11 protein-coding genes are annotated in these 11864 nt (G+C 69.1%); 7 read left to right on the forward strand and 4 right to left on the reverse strand.

Translation table 11 applies throughout. The features are described 5' to 3' along the window. The first annotated feature begins 5 nt into the window (after window positions 1-5). Window positions 6-986, forward strand: coding sequence for a serine/threonine-protein kinase (locus SLV14N_RS08620; RefSeq protein WP_263273074.1), 981 nt, complete (start codon window positions 6-8; stop codon window positions 984-986). Between the two features lie 13 nt (window positions 987-999). Here SLV14N_RS08620 and SLV14N_RS08625 read toward each other — a convergent pair whose 3' ends face one another. Further along, window positions 1000-2340, reverse strand: coding sequence for a streptophobe family protein (locus tag SLV14N_RS08625; RefSeq protein WP_263268890.1), 1341 nt, complete (start codon window positions 2338-2340; stop codon window positions 1000-1002). 568 nt (window positions 2341-2908) lie between these two features. Here SLV14N_RS08625 and SLV14N_RS08630 point away from each other — a divergent pair. Both SLV14N_RS08630 and SLV14N_RS08635 read left to right on the forward strand, forming a co-directional pair. Continuing rightward, window positions 2909-3994: a DUF6777 domain-containing protein gene (locus SLV14N_RS08630; RefSeq protein ID WP_263268892.1), complete on the forward strand. Its 1086-nt coding sequence runs from the start codon at window positions 2909-2911 to the stop codon at window positions 3992-3994. 223 nt (window positions 3995-4217) lie between these two features. Then, window positions 4218-5396 carry an Ig-like domain-containing protein gene (locus tag SLV14N_RS08635; protein WP_263268894.1) on the forward strand — a complete coding sequence of 393 codons (1179 nt, stop codon included), beginning with the start codon at window positions 4218-4220 and terminating at the stop codon, window positions 5394-5396. Window positions 5397-5551: 155 nt separating this feature from the next. On the opposite strand, the gene SLV14N_RS08640 is transcribed toward SLV14N_RS08635, so the two are convergent. From SLV14N_RS08640 to SLV14N_RS08650, 3 genes are all read right to left on the reverse strand, one after another. Then, entirely contained in the window at window positions 5552-6610 is a 1059-nt protein-coding gene (locus SLV14N_RS08640) for an aldo/keto reductase (protein WP_208680428.1), read from the reverse strand. Between the two features lie 207 nt (window positions 6611-6817). Continuing rightward, on the reverse strand, window positions 6818-7726 hold the full coding sequence (locus tag SLV14N_RS08645) for a phosphotransferase (RefSeq protein ID WP_263268895.1): 909 nt from the start codon (window positions 7724-7726) through the stop codon (window positions 6818-6820). 32 nt (window positions 7727-7758) lie between these two features. Beyond that, entirely contained in the window at window positions 7759-8769 is a 1011-nt protein-coding gene (locus SLV14N_RS08650; protein ID WP_263268896.1) for an XRE family transcriptional regulator, read from the reverse strand. 819 nt (window positions 8770-9588) lie between these two features. On the opposite strand from SLV14N_RS08650, the gene SLV14N_RS08655 reads away from it, so the two are divergent. The 4 genes from SLV14N_RS08655 (at window position 9589) to SLV14N_RS08670 (ending at window position 11813) form a co-directional block, all read left to right on the forward strand. After that, window positions 9589-9945, forward strand: a complete 357-nt coding sequence (locus tag SLV14N_RS08655; protein ID WP_263268898.1) for a DUF6415 family natural product biosynthesis protein — start codon at window positions 9589-9591, stop codon at window positions 9943-9945. Between the two features lie 140 nt (window positions 9946-10085). Further along, window positions 10086-10625 carry a hypothetical protein gene (locus tag SLV14N_RS08660; RefSeq protein ID WP_263268899.1) on the forward strand — a complete coding sequence of 180 codons (540 nt, stop codon included), beginning with the start codon at window positions 10086-10088 and terminating at the stop codon, window positions 10623-10625. Between the two features lie 333 nt (window positions 10626-10958). After that, complete coding sequence (locus tag SLV14N_RS08665) at window positions 10959-11168, forward strand: DUF5999 family protein (RefSeq protein ID WP_263268900.1); 210 nt, start codon at window positions 10959-10961, stop codon at window positions 11166-11168. Between the two features lie 471 nt (window positions 11169-11639). Beyond that, the gene (locus SLV14N_RS08670) at window positions 11640-11813 is read left to right on the forward strand and encodes an FxLD family lanthipeptide (protein ID WP_263268901.1); all 174 of its coding nucleotides are present in this window, start codon (window positions 11640-11642) and stop codon (window positions 11811-11813) included. Window positions 11814-11864 lie beyond the last annotated feature (51 nt).

The following is an 11864-nucleotide window of genomic DNA, read 5'->3' on the forward strand; positions in this document are numbered from 1 at the left end:
CCGGGCTGCGCGGGCGGCGGATCGCCGAGTATCTGCTGCAGGACGAGATCGGCCGGGGCGGGATGGCGGTGGTCTACCGCGCGGAGGACCTGCGGCTCGGCCGCACCGTGGCGGTGAAGCTGCTGGCGCCCGAGCTCGCCCGGAACGACACCTTCCGGCAGCGCTTCGCCCATGAGTCGCGGGTCGCCGCGGCGATCGACCACCCGCATATCGTGCCGGTCTTCGAGGCCGGGGAGACCGAGGGCGTGCTCTACATCGCGATGATGTACGTCCGGGGGCGGGATCTGCGGGCACTGCTCGACCGCGACGGGCCGCTGTCGCTGGAGACCACCTGCCGGATCGCCCTCCAGGTGGCCTCCGCGCTGGACGCCGCCCATGCGCACGACCTGGTGCACCGGGACGTCAAACCGGGCAACATCCTGATCGCCGAGGGCACCGACAGCGACCGCCCCGAGCACGCCTACCTCACCGACTTCGGGCTAACGAAGAAGTCCCTGTCGCTGACCGGGTTCACCAGCGTCGGCCAGTTCGTCGGCACGCTGGACTATGTGGCGCCCGAGCAGATCTCCGGCCGCCCGGTGGACGGCCGCTGCGACGTCTACAGCCTGGCCTGCGTCCTGTTCGAGATGCTGACGGGGGCGCCGCCGTTCCGCCGCGACGACGACATGGCGCTGCTGTGGGCGCATCAGTACGATCCGCCGCCGGCCCTGACGGAGCTGCGGCCGGATCTGCCGGAGGCCGTCGACGCGGTGTTCGAGCAGTCCCTGGCCAAGGCCCCCGAGAACCGCTACGAGACCTGCCGGGGTTTCGTCGCGGCACTGCGCGCGGCGGGACGGGCCGCGGTGCCCCCGGTGGCGGCCGGCACCCCCCAGGCTCACCCCATGACGCAGGTCGACGCCCAGGCGGACCAGGGCGGCCGGCGCAGCGCGGCGCCCCCGCCACCGCCGCGCTGGGCGACCCCGATGTTCCCGGGCCGCGCGGGGTAGGGCGGGCAGGCCGTCACGGCTTCGGTGCCTCGGGCGGCTTCCGTGTCCCGGGCGGCTCCCGTACCTCACCCGGATGCCGTACGCCCCGCGCCAGCAGGCTGCCGAGGAAGCCGAAGACCAGCCCCCAGACGAGGCCCGCCCCCACCAGCCGGAGCAGCTGCGGTTCCAGGGTGATCTCGCCGCCCAGGTCGCCGCCGAGGTCGCCGACGCCGATCACGGAGAGCCCGTAGTGGGCGGAGATCCGGGTGAGCAGTCCGACGACGAACAGGGTGAGCGCCAGCGCGACGGCCAGCTCCACGGCGTGCCGCCAGGCCGGCAGCCGGGCCGGGGAGCGGACCGCCGCGGTGAAGGCGGCGGCGAGCAGCACCACGGCCGCCACCGCCACCAGCAGCCAGGCCCGGCCGTCGTGCTCGGCGAGCGCGCCGAGGTCGAGGGTCCGCCGCCCGTGGGTGCGGAGCACCTGGTCGAGGAGGTGCGGCAGGGGCAGCCCCAGGGCCTTGTCGATGTGTCCCACCCAGGCGCCGCCGGTGCCGATGCCCAGCGCCATCCAGGCCAGGTTCGGCAGCCCGAGGAAGATGACGGCGAGGGTCTGGGACGGGCGGTCGTTGGTGAGGAGCTCGACGATGCCGGCGATCAGCCCGATCACGGCGTAGGCGAGCAGCGTCAGCAGCATCGCGAACGCGGGTGGCCGGACGAATTCCTGGAAGTGCAGCAGCCGGGGCGAGAGCGGGGCCCGGCGGGAGACGAGGAAGGTCAGCACGAGCACCGCCAGCACCCACAGCAGCCCGACGCCGAGCGTCGCGGGCACATCGGCGCGGAAGCCCACGGTGGGGGTGGTGCCCAGGTCCTCGCCGAGCTGATCGGCGAGGTCGTTGCCCACGGAGATCCGGAAGCTGTGTTGGGCGGCGAGCGCGATCAGCAGCAGAAGCACCAGCCAGCACACCGCCGTGCGGGCGATCCGGCCGAGCAGCTCCGGGGTGCCGGCCACCGCCCGGTGGCGCAACGGCAGCAGGAAGACCGCGGCGAGCACCAGCGCTCCGGCGAGCGTGACGGACAGCGGTACGACGTCCAGGGCGGCATCGGCCTCCGCGATGCCCCCGGCGCCGCCGGCCATCCCTACCGAGCCGCCGGCCGCGACGACCACGGTGGCCGCGACCACGGACGGGAACGCGCCGCCCGGGAGGTCCGCCGCGCCCGCCGCCCACAGGCCGAGGGCGGCGACCACGATCATGGTGACGAGGCCCGCCAGCGCCGCGCCGAGGGCCTGGACCCAGGCCCGGACGGCGGGTGGTGCGCCATGAGCGCGTACCGGACCCGGGGAACCGGCTGACGCGGGGCCTCGCATCTGGCTCAACCTCTCTTCTGCCGCTCGCGGGACCGCGGTACCCACGGTCCTCCGGGATGGACACCTGCCCCGGCGGGTGACGGAAGCTGCTTCCCCCTCCCACGGAACACGCATTTCCGTGCATCCAGCGCAGGGACGGCATGCACGCACCACCGTAAGCACCGACGTGCCGCCCCGCTTGCGGACGGCGCCGCTCCCGGACACACAATGTCCTTGACCTAGACAAAACGGGCAAAAATTCGCATCGCCGGATGGCCCACACGCTCCGGAAGAGGCACCCGTGACATCTCCACCGCCGCCTGACAGCCACCCGACAGGACCGCCGTCGGGCCCGCTCTCCGGTACGCCGTCCAGCCCCGGGCACGAGCCGACGCAGGTGGGCTCGCGGCCGGGGCAGGCACAGCCGGAGGAGCCCACCGAACCGGGCTACCGCCCTCCGCCGGGCGGGCCCGGCGAGGGCGGCGGAGGCGGCGGGGGCGGGGGCGGTGGGGGCGGTCGCGCCGGCGGGGGTGCCGGAGCCGGCGGGCCCTGGTGGCGGTCCGCGCCGCGGGTCGCGATCCTCGCGACCGCCGTGGTCGTGGCCGTGATCCTCATCGTCGTGCTCACCCGTCCGGGGGGCGAGACCAGCGAGGTGTTCGCCGAACCGGCCGCCTCCACCGGCCAGGACCCGGTCACCAAGCCGTCGGCCAACGATTCCTCCCCGACCGCGTCCGCCACGCCCAGAAAGCCGTCCGGCGGCGGGAACAGCGAGTTCTCGGGCGCGACGCCCGGTCTCTACGGCGGCACCGAGAAGAGCGCGAGCTGTGACGTCGAGAAGCAGATCACCTATCTGACGGAGGCCCCCGCGAAGAACCGGGCGTTCGCCGGGGTCCTGGGCAAGAAACCGGGCGACGTCCCGTCCTATCTGCGGTCGCTGACGCCCGTTCAGCTGGCCTATGACACCCGGGTCACCAACCACGGTTTCAAGGGCGGCAAGGCCACCACCTTCCAGTCGGTCCTGCAGGCCGGCACCGCGGTCATGGTCGACTCATACGGGGTGCCACGGGTGCGCTGCAAGTGCGGTAACCCGCTGACGCCGCCGACGGAACTCAAGGGGGAGGTGAAGACGGTCGGAAACAAGTGGCCCGGATACCAGTCCTCGAACGCGGTCGTCGTCAAGCCCTCGAAGTCCAAGATCAAGGAATTCACCCTGCGCAACCCGAAGACGGGCAAGTGGTTCAAGCGTCCCGAGGGCACCACCGGCGGCGAGGACCGCCCGACGCCCCCGCCGGCCGAGACCCCCAGCGGGCCCGCCTCGTCCCAGCCCCCGCCGGGCCAGTCGCCCGGCGAGACCAGCCCCGGGTCCACCGAACAGCCCACCGGGGGCACCGACACCTCGCCGTCGGAGACCGGCGGGACGGGGTCCCCCGGTGACGGGACCGACACGTCCCCCACCGATGGGGGCACCACGACCGGTGGTGACACCTCGCCGGACGGCGGAACGACCGGCGAGACCACCGGGACCACCACCGGCGACAACACCACCGGAACCGCGACCGGTGAGAACACCACCGGGACCGCCACCGGCGAGAACACCACCGGGACCACGACCGGCGACCACTCCACCGGCGATCAGTCGGCCCAGGGCGGGTCCCCGGGCGGCGGCTCACCGCCGTCGACCTGACGAGGGCAGCAGCAGGTGCATGCGGCGGGCGGCCGGGAGGGCCGCCCGCCGCTTTTTCACGCCCCGATATCGAACTGTGTCCTATTCAACCCGTGCACGGGACAACCACATCAGCGGACAGACCCTCTGCTTATGCGGCGGGTGCATTGGCGGCCCCTGACGGCGACCCCCTCACGGGGCCGGGCCCCGCCACTGACAGTTGTTCTGCTTTGGAGGGATCCCCGTGCACGCCGGACCACGTCGCCACTCCGCCCGGTTGCTACCCGCCCTGACCGCGGCAGCCGCGCTGCTGACCGCGTGCGGGCCGGGCGGCGATGCGTCGAAGGCGGACCAGCCTGCCGCCAAGGTGACCGTCACCCCGGCCGCCGGGGACGCCCCGGCCAAGCTCGGCTCCGAGATATCCGTACGGGCCAAGGGCGGCAAGCTCACCTCGGTCGAGGTCGAGAACGACAAGGGCGGCAAGGTCGCCGGACGGCTCTCCGGTGACGGCGCGTCATGGAACTCGGACGGCAAGGTCATGCCGGAGACCACGTACACCGTGCGGACGAAGGCCAAGTCCGACGGGGGCAAGGAGTCCTCGGACACCGCGAAGTTCACTACGGAGAAGGCCGGCAAGGTCAACAAGCTCACCAACACCCCGTCCGGCGGGCAGACCGTGGGCACCGGAATGCCGGTCTCGATCCTCTTCGACAACCCGATAGCCAAGGACCGGCAGGCCGACATAGAGAAGGCGCTGAAGGTCACCACCCAGCCGAAGGTCGAGGGCTCCTGGGGCTGGGTCAAGGACTACTCCGGCAAGGACCGCATCGACTGGCGGCCCAAGGACCCCTGGCCGACCGGCACCAAGGTCTCCGTGAAGGGCGCGCTGTCCGGCATCAACTCCGGTGACGGCGGCTGGTTCGCCCGGGACTACAACTTCGGCTTCAGCATCGGCGCCGACCACAAGGCCGTCATCGACGTCCCCTCGCACACCTTGACGATGTACGAGAACGGCAAGAGCGTCGGCACCATCCGCGGCTCCGCCGGTTCCCCGCAGGACCCGACCCGCGGCGGGGTGCACACCGTACGCAGCAAGAACGCGGCCGAGACGATGGACTCCTCCACCATCGGCCATGGCGACGAGTGGAGCCTGGACTCCAAGTGGGTCACCCACCTCACCGCGTCCGGGACCTTCCTGCACTCCGCCCCGTGGAACAAGTCGATCGGTGTGGAGAACAACAGCCACGGCTGCTTCGGCATGACCACCTCGGACGCCAAGAGGGCCTACGACTTCCTGACGATCGGCTCCACGGTCGAGGTCAAGGGCACCAGCAACACCAACAAGACCGACGTCGGCAACGGCCTGGAGGTCTGGCAGGAGAGCTGGGAGCAGTGGCAGCAGCGCAGCGCGCTGAAGCACTGACCCGGCGGGCGCCCCTCCGCGGGGCCCGCGGCTGCGGATGACCAGCAGCCCAGAAACACCGAACGCCGCCGCCCGGACCCCCGGGGTGGCGGCGTTCGGCGTACGGGGCGAACCCCGCAGGCGACGGCGCAGGGAGCCCGTGACACGGCGTCAGATCAGCGGATCTCGCTCGCCGTACGGCGGTAGGTGGAGCGCCGGTCGTCGATCTCGGCCCAGCGGTCGCCGTAGACGTTCTCGATGATGCCCGGCTCCCGCAGGAAGTCGTGCGGGAAGCCCAGCGGCACCGCGCTGGTCCGGTCGAGCCGGGCCAGTGCGTCGGCGTCCAGGGTGATGTCGACGGCGCCGAGGTTGTCGAGGAGCTGGCTCTCCTTGGTGGCGGCGATGATCGGGATGATGTTGCCGGGCCGGCTGCGCAGCCACGCCAGGGCCACCTGCGCGGGGCTCCAGCCGCCCTGCTCGGCGATCTCCAGCACCGCGGTGACGGTCTCCTCCTCGTTGTGGTCGCACGCGGAGCTTGCGTCCACAACGTCCAGTCGGCCCGTCTCGCCGCGGCGGTACTTGCCGGTGAGCTTGCCGGCCGCGAGCGGCGCCCAGGCCAGTACGGCCAGATCGAAGGCGCGGGCCTGCGGCAGCAGTTCGCGCTCCGGCGTCCGCTCCAGCAGGTTGTAGCGCAGCTGCGAGCCCGCGAAGGCGGTCCAGCCGCGCAGCTCGGCAAGGGTGTTGGCCTGCGCGATCTCCCAGGCGGGCCAGTCGGAGACGCCGATGTAGAGCACCTTTCCCGAGCGCACCACGTCGTCGAGTGCCCGCATCACCTCCTCCACGGGAGTGAAGTTGTCCCGTGCGTGCACCCACAGCACATCGAGGTGGTCGGTGCGCAGCCGGTCCAGGCTCGCCTCCACCGACCGGACCAGGTTCTTGCGGTGGTTGCCCGCCGCGTTCACCTCCCCCTTACGGGTCGCGCAGGTGTACTTGCTGGCCAGGACGAAGCGGTCCCGGCGGCCTTCCAGCAGCTCACCGAGGATCCGCTCGGAGGCACCGCCGGTGTAGTTGTTGGCGGTGTCGATGAAGTTCCCGCCCGCCTCCGCGTAGGCGTCCAGGATCCGGCCACTGGTGTCCTTGGGGGCGCCCCAGCCCCAGTCGTCGCCGATGGTCATGGCGCCCAGGCTCAGCTCGCTCACCCGCAGACCGGTCCTGCCGAACAGTGTGTAGCGCACGATGTTCCCTTCGCTCAGCGACAGCTGCAGATCGTGCGCCCACGCTAGGAGCTGGAGCGCACTCCAGGGCAAGCCACGGCGCGGCGGGGAGCCGGTTGCGCCACTGCTCCAGGCTGGCGGTCGCCTGCCGTAGGTCACAATCAGCAGTCGAGGGCGGTGTGGCCTTGCGTTGCAGCGACGACAGGCTTGCCTACCTAATAGCAAACGTCACAGAATGTTCCATCTGAGCGATGTGTCCTCGTGATGGAGACCCGTGATCCGGCGCTCAATCTCGCCTCGGCTCAACGGAGCATGGCTGATCTTCCGGGCGTTGGTTGTGATCATGCGCAGCTCGCGTATGTCCCGAAGTATCGGGAAGTGTGGCCAGCAGGTGACGTCGAAGCCGTAGGTATCGGCGAACTCCTTGTAGTGATCGTGGCTGTACCCGAAGCGCCGGCAATGGATTTCAAGTGTCACCAGGTCCCACTCCGGTTGGCCAACGGCCACTGTGTCCCAGTCGCAGAGAACGGTTTCGTCGCCATCGAACAAAGCGTTCCGATGCTGCGGGTCACCCTGCACTACGCCCTTGGGCAAGACGTATTCCACGGTATGGAGGGCCTTTTTCAAGCGTTCTGCCCGCTCGGCGAGGAACAAGTTCGTCTCATCCGACAGAGCGGTGATGCTGCGGATCGACAAACGGATAGCTCGCAGGTTGTCCAAGGCTGGGAGGGCAAACGGGGGGATGGGGAGCGAATGGAGTGCGAAGAGCGGTTTGGCGATTTGAGCAGCTGACAGCGAGTGCTCCGGTTGGGGAAGGTAGGTCCAATACGTCACGGCGTGCCCGTCGACCTCCAACGGTTGACCATCCACCGGATACAAGGGGACCGTGGGGAACCCACGGTCCATGAGCCACTGGACGAACTTGGCCGTGCGTTGCACGTTCTCGAACTTCGATCCCCGGCGGGCGACCTTGACCACTACTGGGGCAGCACTGAGGCGAACAACGGCGTTGGTGTGGCCGCGCAGGAGTTGGGCACCCTTTGGGTTCAGCCCAACAGCGGAGCATGCTTGGTCGAGGACGCGCTGAAGTTCGGCCTCATCGAACCCACCAGGCAGAGGTGCGGGGGGTGCAGTCATGGCTCAAGGCTGGCGGACGATTACCCTGACTGTCACCTTGAGGCCGCAGGAAGCTCCAGTAGCTCGCGTAGGCCCTTCGCTGCCCGCGTCGCCTGATTCGCGCCAGGGAGCCCCTCAATCACACGGCGCGCTCGCGCCCCCAGAATCGGTGTGCGGTGGGCCTCGGGGACTCGCAAATATGTCGCCGCGGCGAGCTGGCACGCCTCGGTCGGGCTGTGATCATGCACGAGGCAGAGTGCGGCTTCCAGATGGAGGAGAGCGGGGTCGATGCCGGTGCCTGCGGGATAGAGGACCAGTGCATCTTCCTGGACTCTTCGTGCTTGGGAACTCTGGCCCAAGGCTGTGAAGGCGCCGCTGAGGTAGAGCAGGAACCGGCGTACAGGGAACGCGAAAGCGTCCTCGTCTGAGGCGGCGGGAAGCTGGTCGAAAATGGCACGTGCATCTCTGATACGCGTCTCGGCGGCGGCCTTGCCGCCCTGCTGGGCCAAGGCCCGTGCTTCAGCGACGGCAGCAAACGCGGCGGTGGGAGAGGGCTTGTTGCGCGTCATTATGCGAGCCTCGCGAGCGAGCGTGATGGCTGACTCCAGCGGGCCGTAGTAATACGGCAGCATCGCTGCTTGCGCCCGCACACGTGCACGCAGCTCAAGATTGCCACTCTCATCGGACGCGTGCCTGGCTGTGCTGTACCACGACCGAGAACGATGCAAGTCCCCAAGCTTCATCAGCGCGTCGGCGATCAGGGTGGCCAGAACAGCAGTCATCTCCGCGAGTCGAACCTGTACCGAAGCCGGCTGGCGGTCTTTGGCCAGTCCTTCCACTTCTTGCAGATCAATGAGCAGCTGCTTGAGCATCGGCGCAGGGGGTTTGGAGACGTACTCCTGTCGAGAGAGCAGCAGGCGCTCCTCAAGGAGATCTAACTGCCCAGGACTGACGCTTCCTGCGGCGAGCGTCCGGTCCACAGAGCGACGCACCGAATCAACGCGGTCGGCAAGGGGATCTACCGCCGGATAGGCATCTGGCAGCGACGAGATGCCAAGCGACACAGTCGCTGGGTATGCCTGGGCCGGCCCAGCGTCTCCGAGCCCGAGCTCGTAAGAGGTGGCCTCGTAGTACTCGCACAGCAAGGCGACCATCGCAGCCCGCGGCGCCCGCCCCCCGGTCTCCCACAGACCGAGCTGATCTGCGTCTGCTCGCAAGCGGCTCGTATCACGGGTCTCGCCGAGGCGGCGTAGCTCCTCGCCTGCTTGCGTAAGCGTGAGGCCACGAGCGACGCACGAAGCCGTCTGACAGAGCAGCACTCGTGGATCGCTGCAGCTGTTTGCGGCACAGACCACCCCAGGGCAGCGCCTCGCTCGTGAATTCGTCGGGCGCACGAGGGCTTGTGGACTCCTGAACTGTCAGCCACCACGGGACCTCCCCAAGTCGATGGCTAAATGTAGGGGCGGGGCAGCACTCGGACTCGATTATCCGACGCTTTCCGTCGGGTTTTCAGGCGGAACAGTCAACTGCCTCTCAGTAGGCGCAGGTTCCGACGTAGGCGTCGGTTGAGCGAGTACCCACCCCCAGTGCATGTTGCTTTCACGAACTCCAGTCATTCGTCATCGCCTGCCGAACGGACACCTCCGATGCCTAACCTGCCAAGCAGCAAGGGTCCTTCTCGGCCCATGGCGAAGCCAGCCGAGGAGCGCAGTTCAGCTCGTCTCTCGCCAGCAGCAGGACCTGCGGCTGGTGTGCAAGTCCTTCACACGCAGTCCTCCTTACGGGCCGATCGCGGTAACTTGCCGCATCGTCAGGCCCAGAAGTTGGACGTCGAATGCGCACGGCCCTTCGCCGTCACGACGCTTCGCGCCTACCTCACTGCTATGCACAGCTGGTTCCTCGAAGACATCGACGATGACCTGGATGCCGTGTTGGGGCTGCAATCGTCTCTGCTGACCCTGGAAGAAGCGCAGAAGCTGGTGCCCCGCATCCGGAACCACCTGAGCCAGCTGATCAACATCGCGTTGCAGCGGGCCGAGGGAAACCCGTGTCCGGAGCTCAACGAGGCCCTCAACAGGGCTCACCGACTCGACACTGAGCCTGTCCCCACTGACTTTCCTTCGACCCGAGGCCATGTCCGCCGCCTGGCCCTGACCGCCCAGGACGTACTTGAGGTCCTGGAGACAGGCACACGCGATGCTCCTGCCGCCGCGTCAGTCGACGGGCGGTGGTCGGTGTGACGCTCCGGCCAGTGCGCGCGGCGTGCCCTGAACCCTCCCCGTGCCCGATCGCTTCGCCCGCACCGATGCCTGGAGAAGACATGACTGACCCTCGCAACGACACATCTCCACCAGACCAACCCCTTGGCTACCCCGCGGCAGTGGCGGCTGCCCATGAGTTGCATGCTGTCCTTTGTCTGGTTGGAATCGACAGTGTTCAGCCCATTGCCGTGCCCGACCGGCACTACATCGGACTGCGCGCGATCGACGTCCGCGAAGCCGAAGAGCTGGCACGGCTGATTGGCAAGGGCATGCGGAGCGCCCACAAGACCGCCGACCGGCTGCGTCGGACCTTCCTCGCACACGACCTGGACATGGCGGACCCTACGGTCTCCGACGACCAGATCGGGCTGGGTGAACTCTCCGTGCCCGTCGCCGAGCGCCTCGCCGTCCTGCTGGGGACTCCACAGCAGGACCTCAACGCCAGCTACGACGAGAACGACCCTGACGGTTCGGTCTACCACCACAAGGTCGGCGACCGCTTGTGCGATGCGTTCCGCGCCGTCACTGGCGAAAAGCTGATCGACTTCTACGTCCACCATGACTGCATTCGCTGTGACGGAGAGGCCGCCATCACCCTTGGGCGCGTCAATGTGAAGGGCGCGCGACGACTGCTGAGAGCCCTCCGGTCAGGTCCATGAGCCGGCCGTCGGCGTGTGCGGTCATCGACGCGCCGACGGCCTTTCCAAGTGGGTCCTCTCTGCCCCGGCGCGGCCACCGTGCCCCCGCCCGCACGGCTTGGCCCCGGGACCCCGCGGAGAGAGGACGGCGCCACTGCCCAGCCCATACCGACGCTGGGAACTGGCGCCCCGGCCGCCCTCGCCCGCACGCAGCGAGCGGCGGCCGGCCACGATCCCTTCTTCACCATCAACCCCACCGCAATGGGGAGATCAGTCATGACCCCTGTGCCAACCCGCGCCGCACCAGCAGTCCCCGGCGTGCCGTGGACCCCCGCCACGTAGAAAGGAATGCCCATGTGTTCGCACACACCGCCATGCCCGGCCGCCGATGCCACCGACGCGGACGCCGCCCACCCGATCTCCACCTGCTTCGAGCAGGGCTGGACGCTGCTGTGCAACGGCATCCTGCTCTTCGACGACACCGGCGAGATCCGGCCCGACCTGCGGGTCGTCCCGCCCCGCCGCGTCGCGACCACCTCCCAGAGGGAGAAGGCTGCGGCATGAGCATCCAGGACCAGGAGCACCCTGCCGAGCCCAGCTCATCCCCGAGGACTCCGCGGGCACCCGCCGTGCGCTGCGCGCTGACCAGCTGCGCCTGGGAAGGGCCGACGGCGCGAGGGCCGCGACCTCAACCGCGGCCGTGATCGAGGTACCCGAGGAGATCTCGGATCACCACATCGTCCGCCTCACGCTCGACGCCGACCGCCTCTCAGATGTCCTCAACCGGCAGCTCGAAGAGGCCATGGCCTGACAGACGGCCGCCCTGGCGAACTGGCTGATTCGAGCCCGGTTCGTGGGGCGGCGCAATAACCCGGCCCGGGGAGAAACGGCCCTGCACACTCACTCGTGATCATGGCGCCTCTAGCCGGTGGCTGGGAACCGCCGCTGCGCCGTAGTTGTCTCAATACGCTCCGCACGTACAGGTGTCCGGCCGTACCACCATCCGCAACTTACCTCTGAACAACGGGAGTTGGCATGAGCCCGAACATTACGCACAGCACGAAGGCGAGCCCGCAGGGCCCGACGACATCAGACGGCTTCGACCTGGACATCACCCTGGTCGAGGTCGCCGACGCCGCCGGCCTGATCAACCTGACCGACGACGGCTGCGGCAGCACCTGCGGCGCCTGCACCACCAACGTCGCCTGACCGAGGCCCTGAGCCTTCCAGGCCGGTGCCGTCGCGCTCAGTCGTGTGGCG

The organism is Streptomyces sp. Je 1-4 4N24 (assembly GCF_026239515.1).
Taxonomy (GTDB): domain Bacteria; phylum Actinomycetota; class Actinomycetes; order Streptomycetales; family Streptomycetaceae; genus Streptomyces; species Streptomyces nigrescens.

Excerpts from the sequence above, each read along its gene's own strand:
- SLV14N_RS08645 (WP_263268895.1), bottom strand. The coding sequence starts at position 7,726 with ATGACTGCACCCCCCGCACCTCTGCCTGGTGGGTTCGATGAGGCCGAA.
- SLV14N_RS08670 (WP_263268901.1), top strand. The coding sequence starts at position 11,640 with ATGAGCCCGAACATTACGCACAGCACGAAGGCGAGCCCGCAGGGCCCG.
- SLV14N_RS08655 (WP_263268898.1), top strand. The coding sequence starts at position 9,589 with ATGCACAGCTGGTTCCTCGAAGACATCGACGATGACCTGGATGCCGTG.
- SLV14N_RS08665 (WP_263268900.1), top strand. The coding sequence starts at position 10,959 with ATGTGTTCGCACACACCGCCATGCCCGGCCGCCGATGCCACCGACGCG.